At 60.9% G+C, this 26,226-nt stretch carries 27 protein-coding genes; 11 read left to right on the top strand and 16 right to left on the bottom strand.

The window, feature by feature from the left end:
• Positions 1 to 2: 2 nt before the first annotated feature.
• The 6 genes from ACJ8OK_RS06840 to ltnD all read right to left on the bottom strand — a co-directional run bounded on the left by ACJ8OK_RS06840 (position 3) and on the right by ltnD (position 5,656).
• Positions 3 to 533, bottom strand: coding sequence for a GNAT family N-acetyltransferase (locus ACJ8OK_RS06840; protein WP_004939196.1), 531 nt, complete (start codon positions 531 to 533; stop codon positions 3 to 5).
• A gap of 63 nt (positions 534 to 596) precedes the next feature.
• On the bottom strand, positions 597 to 1,967 hold the full coding sequence (locus tag ACJ8OK_RS06835) for a GntP family transporter (RefSeq protein WP_033633751.1): 1,371 nt from the start codon (positions 1,965 to 1,967) through the stop codon (positions 597 to 599).
• A 106-nt stretch (positions 1,968 to 2,073) separates the two neighbouring features.
• The gene (otnI, locus tag ACJ8OK_RS06830; RefSeq protein WP_082996938.1) at positions 2,074 to 2,850 is read right to left on the bottom strand and encodes a 2-oxo-tetronate isomerase; all 777 of its coding nucleotides are present in this window, start codon (positions 2,848 to 2,850) and stop codon (positions 2,074 to 2,076) included.
• A gap of 3 nt (positions 2,851 to 2,853) precedes the next feature.
• A complete protein-coding gene (gene otnC, locus ACJ8OK_RS06825; RefSeq protein ID WP_015377162.1) occupies positions 2,854 to 3,486 on the bottom strand; it encodes a 3-oxo-tetronate 4-phosphate decarboxylase in 633 nt (210 codons plus the stop codon).
• Positions 3,483 to 4,742, bottom strand: a complete 1,260-nt coding sequence (gene otnK, locus ACJ8OK_RS06820; RefSeq protein WP_082996937.1) for a 3-oxo-tetronate kinase — start codon at positions 4,740 to 4,742, stop codon at positions 3,483 to 3,485. Before otnK ends, otnC begins: the two co-directional genes overlap by 4 nt.
• On the bottom strand, positions 4,742 to 5,656 hold the full coding sequence (ltnD, locus tag ACJ8OK_RS06815) for an L-threonate dehydrogenase (protein WP_082996936.1): 915 nt from the start codon (positions 5,654 to 5,656) through the stop codon (positions 4,742 to 4,744). Before ltnD ends, otnK begins: the two co-directional genes overlap by 1 nt.
• A gap of 283 nt (positions 5,657 to 5,939) precedes the next feature.
• Here ltnD and ygbI point away from each other — a divergent pair, with 283 nt between their 5' ends.
• Positions 5,940 to 6,710 carry a DNA-binding transcriptional repressor YgbI gene (gene ygbI / locus ACJ8OK_RS06810; protein WP_060558992.1) on the top strand — a complete coding sequence of 257 codons (771 nt, stop codon included), beginning with the start codon at positions 5,940 to 5,942 and terminating at the stop codon, positions 6,708 to 6,710.
• Positions 6,711 to 6,859: 149 nt separating this feature from the next.
• Here ygbI and ACJ8OK_RS06805 read toward each other — a convergent pair whose 3' ends face one another.
• The 4 genes from ACJ8OK_RS06805 to ACJ8OK_RS06790 form a co-directional block, all read right to left on the bottom strand.
• Positions 6,860 to 7,387: a hypothetical protein gene (locus tag ACJ8OK_RS06805; RefSeq protein WP_082996935.1), complete on the bottom strand. Its 528-nt coding sequence runs from the start codon at positions 7,385 to 7,387 to the stop codon at positions 6,860 to 6,862.
• 122 nt (positions 7,388 to 7,509) lie between these two features.
• Complete coding sequence (locus ACJ8OK_RS06800) at positions 7,510 to 8,277, bottom strand: molybdopterin-dependent oxidoreductase (protein ID WP_118892292.1); 768 nt, start codon at positions 8,275 to 8,277, stop codon at positions 7,510 to 7,512.
• Positions 8,270 to 8,875, bottom strand: coding sequence for a cytochrome b/b6 domain-containing protein (locus tag ACJ8OK_RS06795; RefSeq protein WP_088381393.1), 606 nt, complete (start codon positions 8,873 to 8,875; stop codon positions 8,270 to 8,272). The genes ACJ8OK_RS06800 and ACJ8OK_RS06795 overlap by 8 nt, the downstream gene beginning before the upstream one ends.
• 13 nt (positions 8,876 to 8,888) lie before the next feature.
• Positions 8,889 to 9,515 carry a hypothetical protein gene (locus tag ACJ8OK_RS06790; protein ID WP_004939163.1) on the bottom strand — a complete coding sequence of 209 codons (627 nt, stop codon included), beginning with the start codon at positions 9,513 to 9,515 and terminating at the stop codon, positions 8,889 to 8,891.
• Between the two features lie 140 nt (positions 9,516 to 9,655).
• Between ACJ8OK_RS06790 and ACJ8OK_RS06785 the strand changes: the two genes are divergently transcribed.
• A complete protein-coding gene (locus ACJ8OK_RS06785; protein ID WP_021504273.1) occupies positions 9,656 to 10,327 on the top strand; it encodes a heavy metal response regulator transcription factor in 672 nt (223 codons plus the stop codon).
• Positions 10,324 to 11,742 (top strand): heavy metal sensor histidine kinase, encoded by a 1,419-nt coding sequence (locus ACJ8OK_RS06780; RefSeq protein ID WP_118892291.1) that lies wholly within the window; start codon positions 10,324 to 10,326, stop codon positions 11,740 to 11,742. Before ACJ8OK_RS06785 ends, ACJ8OK_RS06780 begins: the two co-directional genes overlap by 4 nt.
• A 13-nt stretch (positions 11,743 to 11,755) precedes the next feature.
• Here the strand turns inward: ACJ8OK_RS06780 and ACJ8OK_RS06775 are convergent, their stop codons facing one another.
• Together ACJ8OK_RS06775 and ACJ8OK_RS06770 are read right to left on the bottom strand one after the other, a co-directional pair.
• Entirely contained in the window at positions 11,756 to 13,222 is a 1,467-nt protein-coding gene (locus ACJ8OK_RS06775; RefSeq protein ID WP_060559003.1) for a sensor histidine kinase, read from the bottom strand.
• A gap of 3 nt (positions 13,223 to 13,225) precedes the next feature.
• Positions 13,226 to 13,939, bottom strand: a complete 714-nt coding sequence (locus ACJ8OK_RS06770; protein WP_004939128.1) for a response regulator transcription factor — start codon at positions 13,937 to 13,939, stop codon at positions 13,226 to 13,228.
• A 150-nt stretch (positions 13,940 to 14,089) separates the two neighbouring features.
• Between ACJ8OK_RS06770 and ACJ8OK_RS06765 the strand changes: the two genes are divergently transcribed.
• The 4 genes from ACJ8OK_RS06765 (at position 14,090) to ACJ8OK_RS06750 (ending at position 16,374) form a co-directional block, all read left to right on the top strand.
• The gene (locus ACJ8OK_RS06765) at positions 14,090 to 14,701 is read left to right on the top strand and encodes a cytochrome b/b6 domain-containing protein (RefSeq protein WP_048322568.1); all 612 of its coding nucleotides are present in this window, start codon (positions 14,090 to 14,092) and stop codon (positions 14,699 to 14,701) included.
• A 10-nt stretch (positions 14,702 to 14,711) separates the two neighbouring features.
• Complete coding sequence (locus tag ACJ8OK_RS06760) at positions 14,712 to 15,488, top strand: molybdopterin-dependent oxidoreductase (RefSeq protein ID WP_103686858.1); 777 nt, start codon at positions 14,712 to 14,714, stop codon at positions 15,486 to 15,488.
• A gap of 59 nt (positions 15,489 to 15,547) precedes the next feature.
• Entirely contained in the window at positions 15,548 to 15,838 is a 291-nt protein-coding gene (locus ACJ8OK_RS06755; protein WP_060559007.1) for a pentapeptide MXKDX repeat protein, read from the top strand.
• 65 nt (positions 15,839 to 15,903) lie between these two features.
• The gene (locus ACJ8OK_RS06750) at positions 15,904 to 16,374 is read left to right on the top strand and encodes a YkgB family protein (RefSeq protein ID WP_060559009.1); all 471 of its coding nucleotides are present in this window, start codon (positions 15,904 to 15,906) and stop codon (positions 16,372 to 16,374) included.
• 44 nt (positions 16,375 to 16,418) lie between these two features.
• Here ACJ8OK_RS06750 and ACJ8OK_RS06745 read toward each other — a convergent pair whose 3' ends face one another.
• A complete protein-coding gene (locus tag ACJ8OK_RS06745; RefSeq protein ID WP_004939112.1) occupies positions 16,419 to 18,458 on the bottom strand; it encodes a choline transporter in 2,040 nt (679 codons plus the stop codon).
• On the opposite strand from ACJ8OK_RS06745, the gene ACJ8OK_RS06740 reads away from it, so the two are divergent.
• From ACJ8OK_RS06740 to betA, 4 genes are all read left to right on the top strand, one after another.
• Positions 18,449 to 18,787: a hypothetical protein gene (locus ACJ8OK_RS06740; protein ID WP_139792491.1), complete on the top strand. Its 339-nt coding sequence runs from the start codon at positions 18,449 to 18,451 to the stop codon at positions 18,785 to 18,787. The genes ACJ8OK_RS06745 and ACJ8OK_RS06740 overlap by 10 nt on opposite strands.
• 71 nt (positions 18,788 to 18,858) lie before the next feature.
• Positions 18,859 to 19,461 carry a transcriptional regulator BetI gene (gene betI, locus ACJ8OK_RS06735; protein ID WP_004939107.1) on the top strand — a complete coding sequence of 201 codons (603 nt, stop codon included), beginning with the start codon at positions 18,859 to 18,861 and terminating at the stop codon, positions 19,459 to 19,461.
• A 14-nt stretch (positions 19,462 to 19,475) separates the two neighbouring features.
• Entirely contained in the window at positions 19,476 to 20,948 is a 1,473-nt protein-coding gene (gene betB / locus ACJ8OK_RS06730; protein ID WP_016928486.1) for a betaine-aldehyde dehydrogenase, read from the top strand.
• 135 nt (positions 20,949 to 21,083) lie between these two features.
• The gene (betA, locus tag ACJ8OK_RS06725) at positions 21,084 to 22,751 is read left to right on the top strand and encodes a choline dehydrogenase (RefSeq protein ID WP_033633737.1); all 1,668 of its coding nucleotides are present in this window, start codon (positions 21,084 to 21,086) and stop codon (positions 22,749 to 22,751) included.
• A 108-nt stretch (positions 22,752 to 22,859) separates the two neighbouring features.
• Here the strand turns inward: betA and ACJ8OK_RS06720 are convergent, their stop codons facing one another.
• The 3 genes from ACJ8OK_RS06720 to ACJ8OK_RS06710 form a co-directional block, all read right to left on the bottom strand.
• Complete coding sequence (locus ACJ8OK_RS06720; protein ID WP_015377182.1) at positions 22,860 to 24,485, bottom strand: FMN-binding glutamate synthase family protein; 1,626 nt, start codon at positions 24,483 to 24,485, stop codon at positions 22,860 to 22,862.
• Between the two features lie 183 nt (positions 24,486 to 24,668).
• A complete protein-coding gene (locus ACJ8OK_RS06715; protein ID WP_004939094.1) occupies positions 24,669 to 25,259 on the bottom strand; it encodes a LuxR family transcriptional regulator in 591 nt (196 codons plus the stop codon).
• A gap of 21 nt (positions 25,260 to 25,280) precedes the next feature.
• The gene (locus ACJ8OK_RS06710; RefSeq protein ID WP_004939091.1) at positions 25,281 to 25,997 is read right to left on the bottom strand and encodes an EAL domain-containing protein; all 717 of its coding nucleotides are present in this window, start codon (positions 25,995 to 25,997) and stop codon (positions 25,281 to 25,283) included.
• Between the last annotated feature and the right edge of the window lie 229 nt (positions 25,998 to 26,226).

The raw sequence follows: 26,226 nt of genomic DNA, 5'->3' as shown, positions 1-26,226 counted from the left end.
ATTCAAAGCGGGCAATGCATCACGACGATCGGGCTCTGGTGATACTCGCTGCGGTGGCTTTCGCTAAAGCCGACTTTTTTCGCCAGCGCCAGCGAAGCCTGGTTTTCCGGTGAGATGATGCAGACGGTTTGCTTGCCGGGCAGGTGCGTTTTACCCCAGGCCAGCGCCGCCCGCAGCGCCTCGGTGGCGTAGCCTTTGCCGTGCGCCGAGCTCACCAGCGTCCAGCCCATTTCCGGCGCGTCGAGCGCCGGGGTGATGTCGCGCAGGAAGTTGGAGAAGCCGATGCTGCCGAGATACTCGCCGCTCTGTTTGTCACGCACCGCCCAATACCCGTATCCCAACAGCGCCCAGTGGCCGACGTAGCGCATCAGGCGCCCCCAGGAGTCTTCCCGGTCGCGCGGCGTGCCGCCGATATAGCGCACCACCAGCGGATCGGCCCACAGCGCGGCCAGCGAGTCGAAGTCGTCCAGCGTGTGCGCGTCCAGCCGCAGGCGTTCGGTGATAAGCGTTGGCGCGGTGTTGATTACGGTCATGTTGCTGCTCCTGCACAGGGTGAAAGGCGATGAAAAACAACGGCGTTCAGTATGCCAGAGAAATCACACCGCCAGCCACAACAGCCAGGTGAACAGAAAGCCGCTCAGGCCGAGCAGGGTGGTCAGCACCGTCCAGGTCTTCAGGCCATCGGCCACCGACAGCCCCAGATAGCGCGTGACGATCCAAAAACCGGAGTCGTTGACGTGGGAAAGCCCCAGCCCGCCAAAACAGGTCGCCAGCGTCACCAGCACCAGCTGCAGCTGATTCAACCCGCTGACCGCTTCCGACAACAGGCCGCCGGTGGTCAGGATCGCCACGGTGGCGGAACCCTGCGAAGCGCGCAGCGCCAGCGAAATGATAAACGCGGCGGGCACCAGCGGCAGGCCGATGGCCGTCAGCACTTCGGCCAGTGCCTTGCCGACGCCGGATTCCACCAGCACCTTGCCGAACACGCCGCCCGCGCCGGTCACCAGGATCACCACCGCGGCGGTCGGCAGCGCGGCGCCCATTACGTCACCGGTGTGTTGCAGGCTCCAGCCGCGGCGCAGCGCCAGGAAGTAGAAGGCCAGCAGCAGGGCTATCATCAGCGCCACCGCCGGCGACCCCAGCAGCGACAGCGCATCGCGCAGCGCCGAGCCTGCCGGCAACAGCGTGGCGGAGACGGTGCCGAGCATGATGATGGCGATCGGGATGACGATCAGCGCCGCCACCAGGCCAGCGCCGGGCGGGTTGATGCGATCGCTGAGCGGCGCTCGCCCTTCCGGCCGCGGCTCCGGCGCCGCCAGCTGCAGCTGTTCCAGCACCTCTATCGATAACGGATAGGTTTTGCGGTTGAGGTAGTTGGCGGCGAAATAGCCGATCGCGCCGACCGGAATACAGATCGCGAGGCCGATGATGGTCAGCCAACCGATGTCGGCGTTGAGCAGGCCGGCGGCGGCGACCGGGCCGGGGTGCGGCGGCAGCGCGACATGTACCGTCAACATCACGCCGGCCATCGGCAGGCCGAACTTCAGCGGCGACACTTTGGCGACCTTGGCGAAGCCGTAAATAATCGGCGCCAGAATGATAAAGCCGACATCGAAGAATACCGGAATGCCGAGGATAAATGCGGCGAGGGTCAGCGCGGCGACGGTATGTTTCGGCCCCAGCCCCTGGCTGAAACGTTGCGCCAGCGACTCGGCGCCGCCCGAGTGTTCGATCATGCGCCCGAGCATCGCCCCCAGACCGATGATGATGGTTACCGAGCCGAGCACGCCGCCCATCCCGGCGGTCATCACTTTCATCACTTCACCGGTCGGAATGCCGCTGGCCAACGCCACCAGCAGACTGACCACCAACAGCGCGACAAAGGGTTGCACCTTCGCCTTAATCACCATCAATAACAGCAGCACCACGCCGAGTACGGCAATCAGCAACAGCAGAGAGGTAGACATGAAAAAAGCCTTTCGTTGGGTAAGCGTTGGGCACCGCGATCGCCGCGTGGCGATACGGGTGCGTTTCATTGTTATAAAATCGTTTTCCTGGTGTCGGCGTGCGACGTTAGCGGTAAGGCTTCAGCCAGCCGAGCCCGGCGGCGGTGTCGCCGCGCGGCCGGTATTCGCAACCTATCCAGCCCAGATAGCCGAGCGCATCCAGCCTGTCGAACAGCCATGGGTAATTTAGTTCGCCCTCGTCCGGTTCGTGACGATCCGGCACTGAGGCTATCTGGATATGCGCGTAGCGCCCGGCCAGCGTCTCCAGCAGCCCGCTGATATTGCCGTCCACTAACTGCGCGTGGAAAAAGTCGAACTGAATGAACACGTTCGGTCTCTCGATCGCCGTCACCACCTCCGCCGCCTGATGTTGACTGGCGAACAGGTAGTCGGGCTTGACCGGTGGGCTGAGCGCTTCGATCAGCACCTTGACGCCGTGCGGGGCGAAGGCGTCGGCGGCATAGCGCGCATTGGCGATAAAGGTGTCGAGATAACGTTGCCGATCCGCGCCCGCGGGCACCACGCCGGCCATCAGGTGCACGCAGGGACAGGAAAGGGCGATGGCGTAGGCCAGCGCGCGATCGATATCAGCGCGCGCATCTTGCTCGCGGCCCGGCAGCGCCGCCAACCCCCATTCGCCGGCGGCGACATCGCCGGGCGCGGTATTGAACAGCACCTGTTGCAGGCCGTGCTCGCGCAGCTTTTCGGCCAACAGCTCAGCGGGATGCTCGTAAGGGAACAGGAATTCCACCGCGCTGAAGCCTTGTTCGGCAGCGGCAGCGAAGCGCTCGAGGAACGGCACTTCGTTAAACATCATCGATAAATTGGCGGCAAATTTAGGCATGGGTCAGCTCCGTAATTCGGCAATTTCATCATCGGTCAAATAGCGGATCGGACGATCGCCGAGGGTGAAGATCAGCCGCGCCGCATCTTCCATCTCTTCGGTATTGTCCGCCGCCGCTCGCAGGTCTTTACCGGTCACCACCGGCCCGTGGTTGGCCAGTAAAAAGGCGCGGTGGGCCGGCGCCAGGCGCGCCAGATCCTGCGCCAGCCTTTCGTCGCCAGGGCGATAGTAGGGCACCACCGGCACCTTGCCGACGCGCATCACCACATAGGGGGTGAACGGTTTGATGGCGTTGTCGACGTCCAGCCCTTGCAGGCAAGAGAGCGCCGTGAGGTAGGTGCAATGCAGGTGCACCACCGCTTTGCATTCCGGATTGTTCAGATACAGCGCTCGGTGAAAGCTGATCTCTTTCGACGGCTTGTCGCCGGACAGCCAGTCGCCGTTCAGGCTCACTTTAGACAGGCGATCGGCCTGCAGCTCGCCCAGGCAAGAGCCGGTCGGCGTCGCCAGCAGCGCGCCGTCCGGCAGCAACAGCGAGAGGTTGCCGGCGGAACCAGTGGCGTAACCGCGTTGAAAAAACGAGGCGCCGAGACGCACCATCTCTTCGCGCGCTTGCTGTTCGGTCGTCATGCTCATACTGGAAACTCCGTTTGCGCGCGCGAGAAGAAGGCTTCATCGCCAAAATTGCCTGATTTCAGCGCCAGGGAAATCGCCCGATCGCTGGCGCGCACCCAGGGAACGCCGGGAGAAATACCGGGGCCAATATGGAAGCCGCGAATGCCCAGCGCCTGCGTGACCACGCCGGAGGTTTCGCCGCCGGCGACGATAAAGCGGCTGAATCCCAACCGGTGCAGTTGCACCACCAATTCGGCGAACAGCGCTTCCACCGCCTCGCTGGCGGCGCCACCGTGCTGCCGTTGCGTTTGCTGCAGCGCTTCCGGCGGCGCAGTGGCGTAGATCAGCGGGGCAAGCGCCTCCCCGGCGTGATGCTGCGCCCAGTGCGCCAACTCGGCGGCGTAGGCGGCGCGTGCCTGTGGTTCGAGGCAACGGCCGATATCGATGGCCTGCGCCGAAGCGCGCTCGCGGTAGTGCGCCACCTGCCGGTTAGTCATCACAGAACACGAGCCCGACAGCACTGCTGCCTTTTCCCCCTGTGGCGCGCCGGCTGCCTCTGCCGAACGAGCGCCGCTTTGCGCCCATTGCCGCGCCAGACCGATCGCCAGGCCCGAACCGCCGGTCACCAGCTTCATCGTTTTCAACGCTTCACCCTGAATGAGCAGATGCCGCTCGTTGAGCGTATCCAGCACCGCGTAGCGCACGCCTTCCTGCGCCAATTGGCGCAGCTTCTCGCTGACCGCCTCGCCGCCGCGATCCATTTCCGCCGCCGTCACCAGCCCGCAGCGCCCGGCGGCCTGGGATTCCATCAGGCGCAGCAGGTTGCTGTCGGTCATCGGCGTGACCGGGTGATGACGCATGCCGGATTCAGACAGCAGCTGTTCCCCGACGAACAGGTGGCCCTGATAGACCGTGCGGCCGTTTACCGGCAACGCCGGTGAGACAACCGTGAAATTTTCCCCCAGCGCGGTGAGCAGGGCGTCGGTCACCGGGCCGATATTGCCCTGTGCGGTGCTGTCGAAAGTGGAGCAGTATTTGAAGTAGAACTGGCGGCAGCCCTGTTTTTGCAACCAGGCCAGGGCCTGCAACGACAGTTCGACCGCCTGTTCTGCCGGGCAGGAACGCGATTTCAGGCTGATGACCGCCGCCTGTGCGTTTACCTGCGTTTCGTCCTGCGGCACGCCGTTCAGCTGCACCGTCGGCAGGCCGTTTTGCACCAGAAAACTGGCGATGTCGGTCGCGCCGGTAAAGTCATCCGCGATTACGCCAAGCAGCATCAGAGCGCCTCCTTTTTTTGCGGCAGATCGATGCCGGCAAAGATTTTGATTACCGCACTGTCGTCTTCTTTACCGTAACCGGCGTTGCTGGCGGCGGTAAACATGGTGAAAGCGGTGGAGGCCAGCGGCAGCGGGAAGTGCAGCGCCCTGGCGGTATCCGCCACCAGCCCCAGATCCTTGACGAAGATATCCACCGCCGATTTGGGCGTATAGTCGCCGTCGACCACGTGGCGCATGCGATTTTCGAACATCCAGGAGTTGCCGGCGGCGTGGGTGACCACGTCGTACATCACGTCCAGCGGGATGCCGGCGCGGGCGGCCAACGCCATGGCTTCCGCTCCGGCGGCGATGTGCACGCCGGCCAACAGCTGGTGGATGATTTTTACCGTCGCGCCCAGACCGATGGTCTCGCCGATGCGATAAACCTTGCCGGCGATGGCGTCCAGCACGGGTTGCAGACGCTCGAAGGTGGCGTCGGCGCCGGCGGCCATCACCGTCATCTGGCCTTCCTCCGCCTTGGCCGCTCCGCCGGAAACCGGCGCGTCCAGCATCGGTAGCCCGTAGTCCAGCAGCCGTTGCTCGATCTGTTTGGCGTCATCGGCGGAAATGGTCGAAGAGACCATCACCGCAGTGCCTGGCTTGAGCTTTGGCGCCAGGCCTTGTTCGCCGAACAGGATCTGTTTCACTTGGACGGCGTTCACCACCAGCAGCAGCACGGCGTCCAACTCGGCCGCGAAGTCGCACGCGCTGGTAGACGCTTGTTGCGCGCCGGCCTGCTGCAGCGTCGCCAGCGCCTGCGGATTCAGGTCCGCCCCGTAGGTGGCCAATCCGGCGCGAAGGCACGAACGCGCCGCGCCCATGCCCATCGCGCCCAGTCCGATGATGCAGACGGCATAATTCCCTGGGTGTGTCATACTGCACTCCTGTTAATTTTAGTGATAATTTGTTTTGTTGTGTTAAATGTAAGCGCTTGACGACGGTTTATCCGCGATCGATATCACAATAATTAACAATGTGTGAAACGGATTTTTCGTCTAATTTCTGGCCTGAATCAACATTACTATTATGTTTTTAAATAAGTTTATTTTTACCTGGCCTAACTGCGTGCGCCGTCACGCCGCGAAAATTTAGGGCTATCGGCGAACGAAAATTGACGTAAAATCACAATTATTATCACCGCAGCAACGAGAGGGAACCGTGATACCTGTAGAACGCCATCAACAAATTCTTGCGCTGGTATCCGAACGCGGCGTCGTCAGCATTGCCGAGCTGACCGAACGGCTGGGGGTGTCGCACATGACGATCCGCCGTGATTTGCAAAAACTGGAGGAACAGGGCGCGGTGCAGTCGGTCTCGGGCGGCGTACAGGCGCCCGAGCGGGTGGCGAGCGAACCTTCGCACCAGGCCAAAGAGGGGATGTTCGGCCGGCAGAAAATCGCCATTGGCCGGCTGGCGGCGCGGCAAATTCCCGCCAACAGCTGTATCTATCTGGATGCCGGCACCACCACGCTGGCGCTGGCGAAACAGATCGGTGAACGTGACGATTTGACGGTAGTGACCAACGACTTTGTCATCGCCGGCTTCCTGATCGAACACAGCCAGTGCCGAATCATCCACACCGGCGGCACCGTGTGCCGGGAAAACCGCTCCTGCGTCGGCGAAGCGGCGGCGCAGGCGCTGCGCGGTCTGTTTATCGATCTGGCGTTCATCTCCGCCTCTTCGTGGAGCATGCGCGGCCTGTCGACGCCGAACGAAGACAAGGTGATGGTGAAGAAGGCCATCGTCGAGGCCAGCCGCCGCCGCATTCTGCTCAGCGATACGTCCAAATACGGCAAGGTCGCGACTTACCTGGCGCTGCCGATCGCCGCCTTTGACGCCGTCATTACCGACGAGGGGTTGCCCGCCGCCGCGCGGGAGGCCATTGAGCACGCGGGGATTGCATTGCTGACGGCGGGAGAAGAGGAATAAGAACGAAGCGGGATCAGGATGAAAGTTCGGTATCGATGCCACGAGCGGGCGCTTCACTTGCTTCAACGCCGCCGCGTTCACGCCATTCGCGGCGCCTTTGTTCCCACCACTCTTCGTGGAAAGCTTGCATCTCTTTCAGGCGCTGTTCCTTAACGTGCTGCAGGTAAGTGTGGGATGCTATGGGGGCTACGCGGGATTTCGATGACATAGAGGCCGTCCTTTATAAACTCTATTTTGTATAAATAATGCCCTTTGTGGGCGTATTTTTTCAACAATAAATCATAAATTTTAGCTAATGCTGGCCTTAACGGTGCGCTTAAGATGAGCCTGGCATGATACTGATAGGCAAACTTGAGAAGGGTTTCCCCGATGCCAACTACGAATAAGCGTTCGCGTTGGAAAAGGGTATAACGCATTGCGGTATAGGTATCGAAAGCTGAGCGCCGATGCCTGTTTGCGTCGCTCAACGCCTTAACATCATAAAACTCCAGAGAGAAAGCATTATTGAGGAGAGCAGTGTCCACATACACTGGGGCAAACCAATGGTGCATGTTTTGCCCAATTTTCTTGAAATCCAAATGATAGATGGCCGATTTACCATCACCTTTTCTGACAGCAATCTGATATCTGTATGTGTCTGCTATTCCAGTGTGTGACTCCCTCACATCAATCTCCATGATAAAATCCTTTTTACTATTATTTTTCCTATAGTTATCCCCTTTGTGACGAACTGATTATTAACCGCGACGGAGAGGCTCCTCCAGCCGCCGATGAGGCTTATGCGCAGCGCCGCGCAAAACTAAATACCGCTGAACCAGTTGTAGCCCTGATCTTCCCAATAGCCGCCCGGATTGACGTCGCTGACGAAGATCGCGGCGATATGTTTGGCGTTTTTGAACCCCAACTTGGTTGGCACGCGCAGCCGCAGCGGGTAGCCATAGTCCGCCGGCAGCGCCTTGCCGCCGAAATCCAGCGCCAGGATGGTCTGCGGGTGCAGCGCGGTGGCCATGTCGAGGCTGGAGTAGTAACGATCGGCGCATTTGAAGCCGACGTAACCGGCATTCAGATCCGCGCCGACGTGCTGCAGAAAGGTGCGCAGCGGCACGCCGCCCCATTGGCCAATGGCGCTCCAGCCCTCAATGCAGATCAGGCGCGTGATCTGGCTTTGCTGCGGCAGCCGCTGCAGCTGTTCCAGCGTCCAGGGTGCTTTTTTCTCCACTTTCCCCGCGACCTCAAGCCGATAGCCGGCGAGATCGATCTCGGGGACGTTATATTCCGGGTAAAACGCGTTGAAGGGGAAAGGGTGGGTAATCTGATCCGGCCGGTAAGTTTGCGCCAACCGCTGGCCGCTGAACAGCCAGGCCTGCACCCGGTCGTTCCAGCGCGACATGGCCCACAGCACCTTATCCACCCGATCGCCGTCTTGCAGGTTGCAACCGGTAAGCATGGCGATGCCGCCCAGCGTCAGGCCGGAACGCAGCATCAGGCGGCGCTGCAGATTGACCAGCTGCTTTTTTTGGTCCGGTTCCAGCGTCGGCGCGGTTGCCCGCTGTTTTTTCTCATTCATGTTTGCCACCCGTTATCATCGCCCACAGGGTTTTGGGCACGACAGCCACCATAAAGACGTGGATCACCACAAACAGGCCGATGCCGGCCATGGCGAAGAAATGCACGTAGCGCGCGAAGTCGAAGCCGCCAAACAGCGCGACCAATCCCTGCAGCTGAACCGGTTTCCAAATCGCCAGGCCGGACAGCACCAGTAATAGCCCCAGCGCCAGTACGCCGAGGTACATCAGTTTCTGAATGGCGTTATAGTGGCCATGCCGGTGGCGCAGGCGCAGCGTCAACGCCAGCCAGATATCCTGCCGCAGCGCGCCGATGCGAAGCGGCAACAGATCGCGGCGAAAATGACCGCTGAACAGGCTCCACAGCAGATAGCAGACGGCGTTGAGCGCCAATAGCCACATCACCGCCAAATGCCAACCAATCGCGCCGCCCAGCCAACCGCCCAGCGTCATCTGCGGCGGAAAGCGGAAATCGAACAGCGGCGAGGCGTTGTAGATTTCCCAACCGCTCATGAACATGCACACCATGGCGAACAGGTTGATCCAATGAGTGATGCGAACCGGCCTGCGATGCACCGGCGGCGACGCGTTGGTCTTCATGGCATTCCTCCGGTTACATCGGCGGCACGGTGCCGTCTTTGCCGGCGGAAATGCGGGTGGCGACGCGCTCGCCCTTTTCGTTGGCGGCGGAGAACAGCACGATGTGCACGCCCGGTTTCAGCAGGCTCAGATCGCCCGGATCCAGCGTCACGATCGGCACGTCTTCCGGCACGACAACGGTTTTCTGCTGGTTGCCGTAGGTGACGGTCAGGGTACGGCCGTTGGATTTCACCAGTTTGCCGACGGTGCCGTTAGTCATGGTGTCCACTTTGCCGTCGGCGGATTCCCAGGCAGAGTGCCCTTCGCCGGTGCCGCGCAGGCTGGCGGCGAACACGTGCACCTCCAGCGCTTTGAGCGTGCCGTCCGGCTGCGGCACGGCTGCGGTGCCGATGAAGCTGTCCGGTTTGATGTCGTCCAGCGTGGCTTTGGAGACGCTGAGCACTTTGGTCTGATCGTTCAGCTTGACGCTAAGGGTCTCGCCCTTGCGATCGGTCAGCTGCAGATTGCCGTCGGCAACCTGGCTGATGGTGCCGCGCAGCGGCGCAATCACCTTGCCCGGCGGTTGGGCGGCGGCGGCCAAGCCGCTGGACAGCAGCAAGGTGGATAACAGTAAACCGGCTATACGATGACGGGTAATCATAACGTTCTCCTGAAATGAGTTTGCCGGTTAAGCATGGTTGAGCCATTGGGTCAGCGCCATGGCCGTTTGATGACATTAATGTCATCAAGTTTGTCCGCCGAAGCTGCTAGTATTTTTGCAGACGTAACGAGGTGGCGAGCATGCGAATACTGGTAGTTGAAGACGATATCGGCACAGGGGATTACCTGAAGAAAGGGCTGGGGGAAGCGGGCTACGGCGTCGATTTGGCGCGCACCGGCACCGACGGGCTGTTTCGCGCGTTGGAGCAGGATTACGATGCGATCGTGCTCGACGTGATGCTGCCGGGGCTGGACGGCTGGCAGATCATCGAGGTATTGCGCAAGAAAAGCGACGTGCCGATCCTGTTTCTCACCGCCCGCGACGGCGTACAGGATCGCATCCACGGTCTGGAGCTGGGCGCGGACGACTATCTTATCAAACCGTTTTCCTTTACCGAGCTGGTGCTGCGTTTGCGCACCTTGCTGCGCCGCGGGCCGGCGCGCGAAGCCGATCATTACGCCATCGCCGATCTGCAGTTGGACGTGCTGCGCCGCCGGGCGGTGCGCCAGGATCAGGTGATCCCGTTGACCAATAAAGAATTCATGCTGCTGCATCTGCTGGTGCGGCGCGAAGGTGAAGTGCTGTCGCGCACGCAGATCGCCTCCCAGGTGTGGGACATGAATTTCGACAGCGACACTAATGTGGTTGATGTGGCGATCAAACGCCTGCGCGCCAAAATCGACCGGCCGTTCGACGTCAAGCTGATCCACAGCGTGCGCGGCATCGGCTATGTTTGCGAGCCGCGCTCGTGAACGCCCGCGCTTCACGTCGGCCGGTGTCGCTGACGCTGCGCACCGCCATGCTGTTCGCGCTGGTGGCCGCCTGCGTGGTGAGCGGGGCGGGCTGGTATCTGTTCGGCGCCATGCGTCAGGAAATGACGCTCCGCAGCGATCTGCAGGTGACCGGGCGCGTAGAGTATTTCCGCCATTTACTGGGGCAGCGCTTTCCTTTGGCGCGCCTGACGGCTAATAACGGCCTGTTCGAAAATATGCTGGGCAATGAACAGGATGTGTTGATTTTCCAAATTCCGGGGCAAAAACCGCTCATCAATGTGAATCCGGCCAGGGTGGCCCTGCCGCCGATCGCGCCGACGCTGCCCGAACAGGCGCAGACGCTGGCCGCCGTGCGCGGCGGGGAAACGGCGCAGGGGGTGCCGCTGCGCGCGGCGTCGGCAATGGTGCGCCTGGAAGACGGCAGTTTGCTGCAGATTTCCGCCGCGCACGTGATGGTCAACGAACAGAAAATGCTGGCGCGCTACCTGTGGCGCATTGTCGCGGCGGTCGTTGTGGCTTTCCTGCTGATTGCGCTGCTGGGCTATGGGGTCATGCGCCGCGGATTGCGGCCGCTATGGCGCATGGCGGCGCAGGCGTCGGAGATCGCGCCCAATACATTGTCGACGCGCCTCAGTGAACAGGGGGCGCCGAAGGAGTTACAGCAATTGACCCGGGCGTTTAATGCGATGCTCGATCGGTTGAATGAAGGCTATCAGCGGCTGACGCAGTTTTCCGCCGATCTGGCCCATGAGATCCGCACCCCGGTGGGCGCGTTGATGGGCCAGTGTCAGGTGGCGCTGTATCAACCCCGCAGCGTGGAGGAGTACGAAACCCTATTGTCGAACAATATGGATGAGCTGGAGCGTATTTCGCGCATGGTGGAAAACATCCTGTTTCTGGCGCGCGCCGGTGAGGCGCAGTCCGTGCTGAACTACAGTCGTCTGGATGTGGCGGTCGAGCTGCGGCGGGTGGCGGATTACTTCGAAGGGCTGGCGGAAGAACGCGGCATCGCGCTGAACTGCGAAGGGGAAGGCGAGCTGAAGGCGGACGCGATGTTGTTCCAGCGGGCGCTGAGCAATCTGGTGGCCAACGCGGTGCGCTATGCCGATGAAAACAGCCTGATCGTATTGCGGGCTGAACGGCGCGCCGATGCCTGGTGGGTGCAGGTCATCAATCAGGGGCCGCCGATCGCGCCGGCACAGCTGGAAAAACTGTTCGATCGTTTCTACCGCGCCGATCCCGCGCGCAGCGCCGGCAGCCATGCCAGCGGTCTCGGGCTGTCTATCGTACGCGCCATCATGACGCTGCACGGCGGTGAGGCGCGCGCCGAATGTACCGGGCGCGCGTCTGCCGCCAGCCTCATTTTCAGCCTGCGGTTCCCGTTAGCGCAATAACCGTTAAGCCGGATTAACGCGGCGGAATGGCAAAGCGGAAGCAGGCGCCGCTTTGCGGTTGTTCGATCAGCTGAATATCGCTGTCGTGCAGCTGCAGAATGCGCCGCACGATCATTAACCCCAGCCCGCCCGCAGGGCGCCGGGCGCCGCTCAGGACCGACGGCCGCACGAACAGATCGGCGCGCAACGTCTGCGGAATGCCGGGGCCGCTGTCGCTGACCTGCACCATCACCCGATCTTCCTGCCGCCACAGCCGCACGCCGATGTCGCCGCCGGGCGGCGTATGGCGAATGGCGTTGTCCAGCAGATTGGTCAACACCCGCTCAATCATGCTGAGATCGGCGAATACCGGCGGAATGCCGGGAGCAATATCGGCGTGCAGCCGCTGATTACGCGCCTCCGCCGCCAGCTCGAACTTTTGGAACACGTCCTGCAACAGCTCGCTGAGGGAGAAGGGCTCTTTCTGCGGTTTCACCACGCCGTACTCCAGCCGCGCCAGCTCGAACAGCTCCTGCGCCAGCTTGCCCACTTTGCGGCTCTGCGCCAGGGCGATCTCCAGATAGCGGCGCCGATCGGCGTCGCTCAGGGTGGCGGCCTTGACCGACAGCGTTTCCAGATAGCCGTGCAGCGAGGTGAGCGGGGTGCGCAGATCGTGCGAGACGTTGGCGATGAATTCGCGCCGCAGCCGATCCTGTTGCGCCAGCGTTTGCCACTGTTCGGCGAGACGCTGCGCCATGCGGTGAAAGGCCTGTTGCAGCTGGCTGACTTCGTCGCGCCCGGCCGGCGCCGCCGGCAGCGCCGCGTAGGCCTGCACCGCCTCGATGCCGCCGCTGTCCAGCGCATTGACCTGGCGAGTCAGGCGCCGGATGGGGCGAGTGACCCAGTAAAACGCGAAACCGCCGGCCAGCAGGCTGAACAGCACCATCACCCCGGAGGTCCACAGCGCCATCCTGGCCGCCGAGTTGAACTGGGCGTTGCTGGCCAGCGCCGTGTACTCCTCACCGAGCAAGACCACATACAGGTAACCTTCGATCCGGCCGTCGACCTTCAGCGGCGCAACGCTGAACACCTTGCGCCCGTCCGCGCTGCGCGGATCGTCGCCGTACACCGGCATCTGCGCGCCATCGAGCAGCGCCTGCAGCGGCGCCAGCGCGACCCGCTGCCGCTTCAGATGCCCGGCCGGCGCGGCGTTGCCGATAATCGTGCCCTGTTTGTCGAGCAGGTAAACCTCAACGCTGGGGTTCACCGCCATCAGTTGGTCGAACAGGGTATGCACCGCCTGCGGATCCGGCCCGTTCACCCCCAGCAGCGGATTGCTGTCGGCGATATGCTGCGCCAGGTTGCCGGACAGGCGCTGGATCACCGCCTGGCTGTACTGGGTATTGCTGCGCACCTGCATCCAGCCGGAAAAGGCGCAGCCGATGACGATCAGCAGCGCGAAGATAATCGTGAGGCGTTGCGCTAACGTAAGGTTTTTCATGGCTCACTCTTGCGGCGCGGCCGCGAATTTATAGCCCATGCCCCACACCGTGAGGATGCGCTCGGGTTCCGCCGGATTGCGCTCAATCTTGATGCGCAGCCGGTTGATATGGGTGTTGACGGTGTGCTCATACCCTTCGTGCTGATAGCCCCAGACCTGATTCAACAGGCTGAGGCGCGAGAATACCTGGCCCGGGTGGCGGGCGAAAAAGTACAGCAGGTCGAATTCGCGCGGCGTCAGCTCGATCGGCTGTTGGTGCAGGCGCACCTCGCGGGCGATAGGATCGATGGTCAGATCGTTGAAGCTGAGCGCGCCGGCGTCCAGGCGCAGGTTGCGGCTCATCGCCTCCTGACGGCGAAACAGCGCCTTGACCCGCGCCACCAGCTCCAGCATGGAAAAGGGTTTGGCCAGATAGTCGTCGGCGCCCAGCTCCAGCCCCAGCACGCGGTGCACCTCGCTGGAGCGCGCGCTGGTGATGATGATCGGCGTGTAGCGCGTCATGGTACGCGCCCGGCGGCAAATCTCCAATCCATCGACGCCCGGCAACATCAGATCGAGGATCAAGGCGTCCCAGCCGCCCTGTTCCAGCATCGCCATGCCCTGATTGCCGTCGGCGGCGTGGCTGATGGCGTAACCCTCGTCACGCAGATGCAGCTGCAGCAGCTCGGCGATGTCGCCGTCGTCTTCGACGATCAAAATTCGTTTTGGCTTGTCCATTCTCATTACCGCTGATTGCCCGATTCTCTCTGAAGTCTACACAACCGCCACCGGCGGAGTTATCACATTTTATTTAACTTTGCGTGAGGTCTTGGGGAACAAATCCGGGGAATACTGGGCTCATCGCATCGTTAGCTGGCAGGAATCGCTATGAGCTTCACCCTCACCCCGGAACAACGACAGACGGTACATCCTCTCTGGCTGCGGTTGACGCATTGGCTGAATGCGCTGGCGATGCTGATTATGGTCGCCAGCGGCTGGCGCATCTATAACGCCTCGCCGCTGTTCAACTTCAGTTTTCTCAACGAGCTGACGCTTGGCGGCTGGCTGGGCGGCGCGCTGCAGTGGCACTTCGCCGGCATGTGGCTGTTTGGCGTCAACGGGCTGTGCTACCTGCTGCTTAACCTCGCCAGCGGGCGTTTCAAACGCAAATATTGGCCGCTCAGCCCGAGGCAGTTTCTCGCCGATGTCGGCGCGGCGCTGCGCGGCCGGCTGCAGCACGCCGATTTGCGCCATTACAACATGGTGCAGCGCGTGGCCTATCTGTCGGTGATGCTCCTTGGCGTGCTGAGCGCGTTGTCCGGATTGGTGTTGTGGAAATCGGTGCAGTTTCCGCTGCTGCGCACGCTGCTCGGCGGCTATGAAGCGGCGCGCTATATCCACTTTTTCGCCATGTCGGCGCTGGTGACCTTCGTCGCGATCCATCTGGTGATGGTGGCGCTGGTGCCTCGCACGCTGCTGGCCATGCTGCGCGGACGTTAAGGAGTTCACGATGAAAAAGGATAAACAGATCATGACGATCGTTGAAGGGCAGGCGATCGTCAAAGAAGCGCAGCGCTTGTTGACCGCGTCGTCCCGCCGCCGCTTTCTGCGCAACGGTCTGACGCTGGGCGGCATTGCCATGCTCACCGGCTGCGATCTCAGCGGCAACGCCAACGTTGAACAGGCGCTGAGCCGCATCTCGCGTCTCAACGATCGGGTGCAGGGCTGGCTGTTCAACGGCGATCGCCTGGCACCGGTCTACCCGGAATCGATGATCACCCGGCCATTCCCGTTCAACGCCTTTTACGCCGAGGAGGACGCGCCCGACATCAACGGCGACGACTATCGGCTGGAGGTGGCGGGGCTGGTGCAGGACAAGCGCGCCTGGAGCCTGCCGCAGCTGCACCAAATGGCGCAGGTCAGCCAGGTGACGCGTCATATTTGCGTCGAGGGTTGGAGCGCCATCGGCAAGTGGGGCGGCGTGCCGTTCGCCACCTTTCTTAAGGTAATCGGCGCGGATCTGAGCGCCCGCTACGTCAGCTTCAAATGCGCCGACGACTACTACACCAGCATCGATATGGCCACCGCGCTGCATCCGCAGACGATTATCGCGCTGACCTACGACGGCCAGATCTTGCCGCGCAAGTACGGCTACCCGATGAAGCTGCGCATGCCAACCAAGCTGGGCTACAAGAATCCGAAGCACATTCAGGTGATCGAGGTCACCAACCGCTTCCCGGGCGGTTACTGGGAAGACCAGGGCTACAACTGGTTTGGCGGCAGCTGAGGCGGCCGCCGGCCATTCTCCGGCACTCCGGTGCCTTTGACATGACGGAAGGAAATACCATGAAAAAGTTATTCGCAATGATGATGTGCAGCGCGCTGATGCTGGGTGTGGCCGGCGCCAACGCCGCCGATGGCATGAGCAAAGACGCGATGAAAAAGGACGGCATGAGCCAGATGTCGCACGACGGCATGGCGAAAGACGGCATGAAGAAAGAGTGCATGGGCAAGGACTGCATGAAGAAAGACAAGATGGGCCAAGACGCCATGAAAAAGGATGGCATGGCGAAAGACGGTATGGCCAAAGACGGCATGAAGAAAGATGAGATGAAGAAGGATGCGATGGGGCACTAAGCCGCCGCACCCCGTGGCCGCAAGCGGCAGATCCGCTGCGGCTGCGGGCAACATAAGGAGAGAGGATGATACTGGCGAGTTGGTTACGGCGCTTTCAGCGCTCGAACGGGGACGTTATCTTTATGCGCGCGGCGTTGGTGGTGATTTTCGCCGCCTTCGGTTACGCCAAGTGGTTTGATTACGAGGCGCAGGGGCTGGTGCCACTGATTGGCAACAGCCCGCTGCTGAGCTGGATGCACCAGGCGTTCGGCATTAGCGGCGCCAGTTATGCGCTGGGCGTCGCCGAGTGGAGCTTCGGTTTGCTGCTGCTGGCGGGATTCTGGTCGCGGCGGTTGGGGTTGCTGGGGGCGATCGGATCGACGGTGACCTACCTGACCACGCTGACGCTGATCTTTTCCACGCCGGGCGCCTGGGAGCCCTCCGCCGGCGGTTTTCCCGCCATGGCCGGCGCCACCAGCTTTTTAATCAAGGATCTGGTGTTGTTGGCCGGCTCCCTGGTGCTGCTGAAAGCCGACTTGCCGGCCGAGCAGGCATAAAAAAGGGCGTAGCCTGGCTACGCCCTCTGGTTATTGATTGACCGTCACATATCCGGGAAGGTCAGGGTGCCCCCCGGCGCTTCGCGATGAATGTGCAGGAAGTTCAGGTGCTTCTCGTACTGGTCGAGGATATCGCCAATCACCTGTTCCTTGCTGTAGTCCATCAGGTCATTGCCCTGGGTGCCTTCCATCAGGAAGGTTTCCAGCCGGTAGTAGTGCGACTTGCCGGAGCGGGCGCGGTAGGTGAAGCCCGGCACCGAGTAGCGCATCGGCCAGATCTGATAGATGAAGTTCTGTTCCTCGCCCAGGTGCACCAGCAGCTCCAGGTGGTTCAGGCGTTCGTCTTCGGTCGGCGGCACTTCGCTGAACTCCACTTTCGCGCCGCGCAACTCCAGCTCGCGCGCCACGTCCTGCATCGCCGGGCGGCAAACCTTATCCAGCATTTTCTGCGTGTACTGCGTGCCCGGGTAGTTCATCACCCGCGACAGGCGCTGTTTCCAGTTGAGCACGTCGTGGCTGGAGACCGGCACCGGCGCCAGGGTGCTGAGCGCGCTGGCCTTGCGGTAGTCCTCCACCCGCAGCGATTTGTACAGCCCGGCCATCACGAAGAAGATCACGAAGCTGAACGGCAGACCCATGATCACCGTGGTTTTCTGCAGCGCCGGCACACCGTCGGTCATCAGCATGCCGATGGTCAGCAGGCCGATGGCCACCGACCAGAAAATCCGCAGCCAGTTCGGCGCATCATTATTGATGTCGGCCAGGCGCGAGGTGAAGTTACCCAGCACCAGCGAGCCGGAGTCCGCCGAGGTGACGTAGAACAGCAGGCCGGTGATGGTGGCGACCGAGGCGCTGAAGGTGAAGCCGGGGTATTGCGCCAGCAGGCTGTAGAAGCCGCGCTCCGGGAACTGCATCACTTCCTGAGCAAACTCGGCGTTGCCGTGGATGATCTGGTACAGCGCGCTGTTGCCGAAGATAGACAGCCACAGCAGGGTGAACACGAACGGTATGATCAGCGTGCCGACCACGAACTGGCGAATGGTGCGCCCGCGCGAGATGCGCGCCAGGAACAGGCCGACGAACGGCGACCACGCCACCCACCAGGCCCAGAAGAACAGCGTCCAATTGTTCATCCACTCCACCGGCCGATCGAAGGCGAAGCTGTTGAGCGTCATGCCCATAAAGCGATTGACGTAATCGCCGACGTTGAGCACCAGCGCGTTGAGCAGGAACTCGGTGTCGCCGAAGAACAGCACGAACAGGATCAGGCCCAGCGCCAGCAGCACGTTCAGCTCGGACAGGATGCGGATGCCCTTGTTGACGCCCGAAGTCACAGAGATGGTGGCCATGATCACCGACAGCAGGATCAGCGAGCCCTGCACCGTCAGGTTTTCCGGGATCTCGAACAACACCTTGAGGCCGTAGTTGAGCTGCACCACGCCGATGCCCAGCGTGGTGGCGATGCCGAAGATGGTGCCTAGCACCGCGGCGATGTCCACGCTGTGGCCGATCGGGCCGTTGATGCGCTTACCGAAGATCGGGTACAGCGCCGAGCGGATGGTCAGCGGCAGATTGTAGCGATAGCTGAAGTAGCCGAGGGCGATGCCCATCAGCGCATACATCGACCAGCCGGTCAGGCCGTAGTGGAACAGCGTCCAGACCATGGCCTGGCGCGCGGCCTCCAGCGTTTGCGCGTCGCCTTCCGGCGGCATCATGTACTGGGTCACCGGCTCGGCGACCGAAAAGAACATCAGGTCGATGCCGATGCCGGCGGCGAACAGCATCGCCGCCCAGCTCATCAGGCTGAACTCCGGCTTGGACTGCTCCGGCCCGAGCTTGATGGAACCGAAGCGCGAGGCGGCGATAAACACCACGAACACGATGTACAGCGTCGCCGCCAGCAGGTAGTACCAACCGAAGGTGGTCGACACCCAATTCAGCGTGCGGGTGATCCACTGCCCGGAGAAGTCGGTGAAAAAGATGGTCATCAGCGAGAAGGCCAGGATCAGCCCCGCCGAGGTGAAGAAAACCACAGGATTGAGGCGGTCCTGCTGCGGTTTGGAGGAGGTTTCGCGTGTTGTCATCGTCATCCTCTGAACTGAGTAAAATCGTGCCGCTCCGCATTTCGGGGCGCGTTGGCGCCGCCGGAAAACGGGCGAATGAAGGCGGCGACCATCCCCACCGGAATGGCCTGAGTAACGCCGCTTTCGCCTGTTGCCAAAGCACCGGAGCGCTTCGCGGCGGGAACCGCTTACAGCCACTGATTTTGGTCAGATTCGTTAATTACCTCACAAAAATCAGCCAGTTCCACAACCAGATAGTACAAATTTTTAACCAGGCGGCAATAAAATATATGCAATTTTTATTGAACGTTCAATCAAAAAAAAGTTTAATAGTCCGCATGATGACCTGAATCACGGGCGAAACGGCAGTGAAATTTGCCCGCTGAGATAAGGCCGAAGTCGGTTTTGTGAGAGTCGAAATATGCCAAAGGTAGGAATGCAGCCAATCAGAAGGCAGCAGTTGATTGATGCCACGCTCGCCGCGGTAAACGAAGTGGGAATGCATGACGCCACCATCGCGCAGATCGCGCGGCGGGCTGGCGTTTCCAACGGCATCATCAGCCATTATTTCAAGGACAAGAACGGCCTGCTGGAAGCCACGATGCGCTATCTGATCAGCCACCTGGGCGAGGCGGTGAAGCTGCGGTTGCAGGCGCTGACCGATAACAGCCCGGCGGCGCGGCTGCAGGCGATCGTCGCCGGCAACTTCGACGACAGCCAGATCAACAGCGCGGCGATGAAGACCTGGCTGGCCTTTTGGGCCAGCAGCCTGCACCAGCCGCAGCTCAACCGACTGCAACAGGTGAACGGCCGCCGGCTTTATTCCAACCTGTGCGCCGAGTTTCGCCGCGTCATGCCGCAGCCGCAGGCGCGGTTGGCGGCCAAGGGGCTGGCGGCGCTGATCGATGGGCTGTGGCTGCGCAGCGCGCTGCGCGGCTCCGCGTTCAATCAGGCGCAGGCGCTGGCGCTCACGACCGAATACATCACGTTCCAACTCCGGGGGCAAACGCCGCCCGGAGGATAACTCAAGGAGATCCTATGTCCCGTTTTGGCTTGCAGAAGCTCTATATTCATGGCGCCTATGTAGACAGCACCGCTGGAAAAACCTTCAACGCCATTAATCCGGCGAACGGCGAAGTTCTGGCTGAAGTCCAGTCCGCCGGCGCTGAAGACGTCGATCGTGCGGTGGCCAGCGCGGCCAGCGGGCAGAAGGTGTGGGCGGCGATGACGGCGATGGCGCGTTCGCGCATCCTGCGTCGCGCGGTGGATATTCTGCGCGAGCGCAACGATGAGCTGGCGGCGCTGGAAACGCTGGATACCGGTAAAGCGATGTCGGAAACCACCGCGGTGGACATCGTCACCGGCGCCGACGTGCTGGAGTACTACGCCGGCCTGATCCCGGCCATTGAAGGCGAGCAGATCCCGCTGCGCGATACCTCGTTCGTCTACACCCGCCGCGAACCGCTGGGCGTGGTGGCCGGCATCGGCGCCTGGAACTACCCGATTCAGATTGCGCTGTGGAAGTCCGCGCCGGCGCTGGCGGCGGGCAATGCGATGATTTTCAAACCGAGTGAAGTCACGTCGCTGACGGCGCTGAAGCTGGCGGAAATCTACACCGAAGCCGGCCTGCCGGACGGCGTGTTCAACGTGGTGACCGGCAGCGGGGCGGAAGTGGGGCAATATCTGACCGACCATCCGGGCATTGCCAAAGTCTCTTTCACCGGCGGGGTGAAAACCGGCAAGAAGGTGATGGCCAACGCGTCGGGTTCGACGCTGAAGGAAGTCACCATGGAGCTGGGCGGCAAGTCGCCGCTGATTATCTTCGACGACGCCGATCTGGATCGCGCCGCCGATATCGCCATGATGGCCAACTTCTACAGTTCCGGCCAGGTGTGCACCAACGGCACCCGCGTCTTTGTGCCGGCGGCGCTGCAGGCGCAGTTTGAGGCGAAAATTCTCGAGCGCGTGAAGCGCATTCGCCTCGGCGATCCGACCGATCCGCAAACCAACTTCGGGCCGCTGGTCAGCTTTGCGCACATGGAATCGGTGCTGCGCTTTATCGAGAGCGGCAAAAACAGCGGCGCGCGCCTGCTGTGCGGCGGCGAACGCGTCACCCACGGCGAATTCGGCAAGGGCGCTTACGTGGCGCCGACGGTATTCAGCGACTGCCGCGACGACATGGAAATCGTGCGCGAAGAGATCTTCGGGCCGGTGATGAGCATTCTCAGCTACCAGAGCGAAGAGGAAGTGGTGCGCCGTGCCAACGACACCACCTTCGGCCTGGCCGCGGGCGTGGTGACCCACGATCTGGCCCGCGCGCACCGCGTGATCCACCAGCTGGAAGCCGGCATTTGCTGGATCAACACCTGGGGCGAGTCGGCGGCGGAAATGCCGGTCGGCGGTTACAAGCAGTCCGGCGTCGGCCGCGAAAACGGCCTGACCACGCTGGAGCACTACACCCAGATCAAATCGGTGCAGGTTGAGCTGGGCGAATACGCCTCGGTATTTTAACTATCCCCGTCGTCTTTCGAGCCGCAGCCGGGTTGGCTGCGGCCGACACTCCCCGAGAGCCAAATACACCGCCTGTTGCGGATCCGCGTTTCGCGTTTTCGTCTCATGCAGGCCAATAAAGTAAGGAGATAATGAATGGAATTTGACTACATCATTATCGGTGCCGGTTCCGCCGGCAACGTGTTAGCCACCCGATTGACTGAAGACGCCGACGTCAGCGTCCTGCTGCTGGAAGCCGGCGGCCCGGATTACCGGATGGATTTCCGTACCCAGATGCCGGCCGCGCTGGCGTTTCCGCTGCAGGGCCGCCGCTATAACTGGGCGTATGAAACCGATCCTGAGCCGCACATGAACAACCGCCGGATGGAATGCGGCCGCGGCAAAGGTCTGGGCGGTTCGTCCCTGATCAACGGCATGTGTTACATTCGCGGCAACGCGATGGATTTCGACAACTGGGCCAAGGCGCCGGGTCTGGAAGACTGGACCTATCTGGACTGTCTGCCGTATTTCCGCAAGGCGGAAACGCGCGATATCGGCCCGAACGATTACCACGGCGGTGATGGCCCGGTGAGCGTCACCACGCCGAAGGCCGGTAACAACGAACTGTTCCACGCCATGGTGGAAGCCGGCGTGCAGGCGGGCTATCCGCGCACCGACGATCTGAACGGTTACCAGCAGGAAGGCTTCGGCCCGATGGATCGCACCGTGACGCCGAAGGGGCGCCGCGCCAGCACCGCCCGCGGTTATCTGGATCAGGCGCGTTCCCGGCCGAACCTGAAGATCGTCACCCATGCGCTGACCGACCATATCGTGTTCGACGGCAAGCGCGCAGTGGGCGTCAACTATCTGCAGGGCGACAGCAATCAGCTGACCCATGCCAAAGCGCGCCGCGAAGTGCTGCTGTGCGCCGGCGCCATCGCCTCGCCGCAAATTCTGCAGCGTTCGGGCGTCGGCCCGGCGGCGCTGCTGAAAAGTCTGGACATCAACGTGGTGCACGATCTGCCGGGGGTAGGGGAAAACCTGCAGGACCACCTGGAGATGTACCTGCAGTACGCCTGCAAGAAACCGGTGTCGCTGTACCCGGCGTTGCAATGGTTCAATCAGCCGAAGATCGGCGCGGAATGGCTGTTCAACGGCACCGGCGTCGGCGCCAGCAACCAGTTCGAGGCCGGTGGTTTCATCCGCAGCCGCGCAGAGTTTGCCTGGCCGAACATTCAGTATCACTTCCTGCCGGTGGCGATTAACTATAACGGCAGCAACGCGGTGAAAGAGCACGGCTTCCAGGCCCACGTCGGCTCGATGCGTTCGCCGAGCCGCGGCCGGGTGCAGGTGAAGTCGAAGGATCCGCGCCAGCACCCGAGCATTCTGTTCAACTACATGTCGACCGAACAGGATTGGCAGGAGTTCCGCGACGCTATCCGCATCACGCGCGAAATCATGGCGCAGCCGGCCCTGGACGAATACCGCGGCCGCGAGATCAGCCCAGGGCCGGAGGTGCAGACCGACGAGCAGCTGGACGCCTTCGTGCGTGAGCACGCCGAAACCGCCTTCCACCCGTCCTGCTCGTGCAAGATGGGCGAAGACGAGATGGCGGTGGTCGACGGCCAGGGCCGGGTGCACGGCATGGAAGGATTGCGGGTGGTGGATGCGTCAATCATGCCGCTGATCATCACCGGTAACCTGAACGCCACCACCATCATGATCGCCGAGAAGTTAGCCGACCGCATTCGCCAGCGCGCGCCGCTGCCGCGCAGCACTGCCGACTACTACGTCGCCGGCGATGCGCCGGTGCGCAAGCAGTAACCGACACGCCCTCTCGCCGTTGAGGGGGAGGGCCGCCGTAGCAAGCAACCCCTCTCCATATGCTCTTCCCCAAGGCGAGGGGGCAACTCTCTTTTATCCCTTATCCCATCATGCCGCCGGCAGCGAGATCGCCTGATCGAAACTGGTGGGCGTCGCCATGCGCCACATGCGAGCGTAGAACTCGCTTTTGATCTCCGGCTGCAGCAGCGCGCCCGGCTCCAGGTAATAATAGATATCGGCGTATACCTTGATCTCGGTCGGCGTGATGCGGCGCAGCATATGGTGCGAGGTCAGCTGCTCCGGGCGGCTGACGCCGGCCGCCGCCAGCATGTCCGCCAGCGCTTTCACCGTATTCTGATGGAAGTGGTAGACGCGTTCCGCCTTGTTCGGCACCACCAGCGCCTTTTGCCGCAGCGGATCTTGCGTCGCTACGCCGGTCGGGCAGTGGTTGGTGTGGCAGCTTTGCGACTGGATGCAGCCTACGGCGAACATAAAGCCGCGCGCCGAATTCACCCAGTCGGCGCCGAGCACCAGCACGCTGGCGATGTCAAAGGCGCTGATGATCTTGCCGCTGGCGCCAATCTTGATTTGGTCGCGCAGGCCGCAGCCCACCAGCGTGTTATGCACGAACAGCAGCCCTTCGCGCAGCGGCATGCCCATATAGTTGGAGAGTTCGAGCGGCGCGGCGCCAGTGCCGCCCTCCTTGCCGTCCACCACGATGAAATCCGGCAGGATGCGGGTGTGCAGCATCGCCTTGACGATGGCGACGAACTCCCACGGGTGGCCGATGCACAGCTTGAAACCGACCGGTTTGCCGCCTGACAGCTCGCGCAGCTGTTGGATAAATTGCATCATTTCCAGCGGGGTGGTGAAGGCGCTGTGCGAGGCCGGCGAGATGCAATCCACGCCTTCCGGCACGCCGCGGGTGGCGGCGATTTCCGCATCTACCTTCTTCGCCGGCAGAATGCCGCCGTGGCCGGGTTTAGCGCCCTGGCTGAGCTTGATTTCAATCATTTTCACCTGCGGGCTTTGCGCCTGTTCGGCAAAGCGGCGCGGATCGAAATGGCCGTCGGCGGTGCGGCAGCCGAAATAGCCGCTGCCCAGCTCCCACACCAGATCGCCGTTGTTTTCGCGGTGATAGCGGCTGATGCTGCCCTCACCGGTGTCGTGGTAGAAGTTACCCTTGGCCGCGCCGAGGTTGAGCGCGCGGATGGCGTTGGCGGAGAGTGCGCCGAAGCTCATGGCCGAAATGTTGAAGATCGACGCGGAGTAGGGCTGGCGGCAGTCGGCGCCGCCGATGGTGATACGGAAACTGGTTGGGTCGGCGGCTTCCACCGGCCGCATGGAGTGGCCGATGCACTCATAGCCGGTTTGGTAGACGTCCAGCAGGGTGCCGAACGGTTTGTCACCCATCTCGTTTTTCGCCCGGCGATACACCAGCGTGCGCTGGGTGCGCGAAAACGGGATCTCTTCATTATCCTGCTCGAGGAAATACTGGCGCAGTTCCGGACGGATGAACTCGAAGAAGAAGCGCAGGCGGCCGATGATCGGGTAGTTGCGGCAGATGGCGTGGCGCTGCTGCGTGAGATCGTAGATACCCAGTACCATCAGGCAACCGCAGGCCAGGGCCGGCAGCCAGAACCAGGGATGGTTGTGCATCATGATCAAGAAAACCAGGGTGAGCAAGATGCTCAGCACAAAGCAGGTATAGCGGCTGAATAAGGACGACTTCATAACATCTCCTGATGTTTATTTTAATCCACACGACATGACTCACGGATAATCCGTGTGCAAATCGTAACCAACAGGAGAGGATGTTGTGTGTCTGTTGCTGCTTTGTCGCCGGTTGTTACATTAATTTAACCTGGCGGAAGGGAGGGGTTGCCGCGCGGCGTACCGCGCAACAAGCCAAGATGTTTATTTGCCGGCGACGAAGATGGTGCTCATGCTGCGCAGCCGCAGCTTTTTCATCGCGCTGTATTTTTGCGAGAAGATGGTTTTCGGGTGCGTGCCGCGCTTTTCCGCAATGTGCAGCAGGCTGTCGCCGCGCAGCAGATTGAAGATCACGTCGCTTTCCGCCGGGCTAAGCTCGCGGGTTTTCTGCACTCTGATGCCGCCCGGTTCTTTGCTTTCCAGCAGCCGCTGGATTTTTTCCTGCAGCGAATAAAGCGGAATGCGGGTAGAGACCAATTCAACGGAAATCCCCAGGATCGACAGCAGTTTCACGACGCGCTCGTCGTCATAGAACACCAGCAGGCGCGTCTTGCTGTTGTATTGCTGGTGCAGGGACACCAGGCTTTCGATCACGTTGACGCTCTGTTCCAGGTTTTGCGAGGTGAAAATCAGCGCGATATCGTGCTTGGTGATCTTCTCTGCTTTAGCGCCGCCGTGCATGAAATCAGAAAACAGGCGGATATCGTAGGCGCCGTAATGTTTCTTCAGCAGCACCGACAGGCCAACATAGCTGTACTTACACTCACTAATCACAAGAACGTTGTTTTTAGACATAGGGCAAACACCAATACCGAGTTAAAAGTATTCAGCTGTAAGAAGCGAGTTCAAATCCTTGATGCTGGATTCCTTCCACAGCTTTCCCTGCAGTGCGTAATATGGCATTTCATCCAGCCATTTCTTGTGTTCGGGAGTTTCAACTCCTTCGATAATTACCTTGTAATGATTAAGGTAAAAGAAGCGCAGTAACGCGCGCATCAAGCCCTCGCCGCCGGACTTTTTCATAAAGTCCCAGAGCAGAAAACGATCGAGCTTAACGAAGCGGAACTGGCTGTTGTACAACGCGGAAAAACCCGCATAGCCAGAACCAAAATCATCGAGCCAAAATGAATAACTATTCAATGACGGATCGCCGTGCACGCGATCTTTCACCAGCCGGGTTGAATTCTCGCTGATCTCAAAATGAATACAGCGCAGGGCATTAATTCTTTCGGCAAAGTGACTATTCGCCAGCGATTGCAGGGAATAATCGTCAACATTCAAAGTGGCTATCACTTGGTTTTCATGAAACCAGTGTTTGTATTTATCGATCAGATTGATCTGATCCATCAAAATCTCAATCCGGGTGGCGCTGTCGGCGTGACGAAAGAACTGTTCAGGAGAAAAATGGGCATATTCGCTATTAAACGTAAAGCGAGACAGACATTCAACGGCCAGCAATTGTCCCGATTTCGCGAACATTGGCTGAAAAACATAATTAATGCCGTTATTTTTCTCTCTGAAAGAACCGCTCATTTCCCAATCCTTGGATTGATATTTAACTTGTTGATTTTAAATGATTAAAAAGAAAGTTACTCCAGGTTTATTGGTAAATTTCTTATTTAAAGCGTCAGGATGGCCGAAACGTGTCGACAGACCATTAAACGCGTAATTCGTGCCAAAGTCCAAACGTCGCAATCTGTTACTAAATGTAAATATTCGGGATAATATTCTGATTTTCAGGCCTTAACGCAAAATCTTGAAC

Source organism: Serratia sp. CY71090 (genome assembly GCF_052166845.1).
GTDB lineage: Bacteria > Pseudomonadota > Gammaproteobacteria > Enterobacterales > Enterobacteriaceae > Serratia > Serratia nematodiphila.
This window is presented reverse-complemented; position numbering and strand designations above follow the sequence as displayed.

Bases quoted from the DNA above. Each gene is read 5' to 3' on its own strand.
- ACJ8OK_RS06790 (WP_004939163.1), bottom strand. From the start codon at position 9,515: ATGATTACCCGTCATCGTATAGCCGGTTTACTGTTATCCACCTTGCTG.
- ACJ8OK_RS06775 (WP_060559003.1), bottom strand. From the start codon at position 13,222: ATGAAAAACCTTACGTTAGCGCAACGCCTCACGATTATCTTCGCGCTG.
- otnK (WP_082996937.1), bottom strand. From the start codon at position 4,742: ATGCTGCTTGGCGTAATCGCGGATGACTTTACCGGCGCGACCGACATC.
- otnI (WP_082996938.1), bottom strand. From the start codon at position 2,850: ATGCCTAAATTTGCCGCCAATTTATCGATGATGTTTAACGAAGTGCCG.
- ACJ8OK_RS06840 (WP_004939196.1), bottom strand. From the start codon at position 533: ATGACCGTAATCAACACCGCGCCAACGCTTATCACCGAACGCCTGCGG.
- ACJ8OK_RS06785 (WP_021504273.1), top strand. From the start codon at position 9,656: ATGCGAATACTGGTAGTTGAAGACGATATCGGCACAGGGGATTACCTG.
- ACJ8OK_RS06795 (WP_088381393.1), bottom strand. From the start codon at position 8,875: ATGAAGACCAACGCGTCGCCGCCGGTGCATCGCAGGCCGGTTCGCATC.
- ACJ8OK_RS06765 (WP_048322568.1), top strand. From the start codon at position 14,090: ATGAGCTTCACCCTCACCCCGGAACAACGACAGACGGTACATCCTCTC.
- ACJ8OK_RS06805 (WP_082996935.1), bottom strand. From the start codon at position 7,387: ATGGAGATTGATGTGAGGGAGTCACACACTGGAATAGCAGACACATAC.
- ACJ8OK_RS06745 (WP_004939112.1), bottom strand. From the start codon at position 18,458: ATGACAACACGCGAAACCTCCTCCAAACCGCAGCAGGACCGCCTCAAT.
- ACJ8OK_RS06720 (WP_015377182.1), bottom strand. From the start codon at position 24,485: ATGAAGTCGTCCTTATTCAGCCGCTATACCTGCTTTGTGCTGAGCATC.
- ACJ8OK_RS06760 (WP_103686858.1), top strand. From the start codon at position 14,712: ATGAAAAAGGATAAACAGATCATGACGATCGTTGAAGGGCAGGCGATC.
- betI (WP_004939107.1), top strand. From the start codon at position 18,859: ATGCCAAAGGTAGGAATGCAGCCAATCAGAAGGCAGCAGTTGATTGAT.
- ACJ8OK_RS06755 (WP_060559007.1), top strand. From the start codon at position 15,548: ATGAAAAAGTTATTCGCAATGATGATGTGCAGCGCGCTGATGCTGGGT.
- ACJ8OK_RS06750 (WP_060559009.1), top strand. From the start codon at position 15,904: ATGATACTGGCGAGTTGGTTACGGCGCTTTCAGCGCTCGAACGGGGAC.
- ACJ8OK_RS06770 (WP_004939128.1), bottom strand. From the start codon at position 13,939: ATGGACAAGCCAAAACGAATTTTGATCGTCGAAGACGACGGCGACATC.
- ACJ8OK_RS06715 (WP_004939094.1), bottom strand. From the start codon at position 25,259: ATGTCTAAAAACAACGTTCTTGTGATTAGTGAGTGTAAGTACAGCTAT.
- ACJ8OK_RS06800 (WP_118892292.1), bottom strand. From the start codon at position 8,277: ATGAATGAGAAAAAACAGCGGGCAACCGCGCCGACGCTGGAACCGGAC.
- ACJ8OK_RS06710 (WP_004939091.1), bottom strand. From the start codon at position 25,997: ATGAGCGGTTCTTTCAGAGAGAAAAATAACGGCATTAATTATGTTTTT.
- betA (WP_033633737.1), top strand. From the start codon at position 21,084: ATGGAATTTGACTACATCATTATCGGTGCCGGTTCCGCCGGCAACGTG.
- ACJ8OK_RS06835 (WP_033633751.1), bottom strand. From the start codon at position 1,967: ATGTCTACCTCTCTGCTGTTGCTGATTGCCGTACTCGGCGTGGTGCTG.
- otnC (WP_015377162.1), bottom strand. From the start codon at position 3,486: ATGAGCATGACGACCGAACAGCAAGCGCGCGAAGAGATGGTGCGTCTC.
- betB (WP_016928486.1), top strand. From the start codon at position 19,476: ATGTCCCGTTTTGGCTTGCAGAAGCTCTATATTCATGGCGCCTATGTA.
- ltnD (WP_082996936.1), bottom strand. From the start codon at position 5,656: ATGACACACCCAGGGAATTATGCCGTCTGCATCATCGGACTGGGCGCG.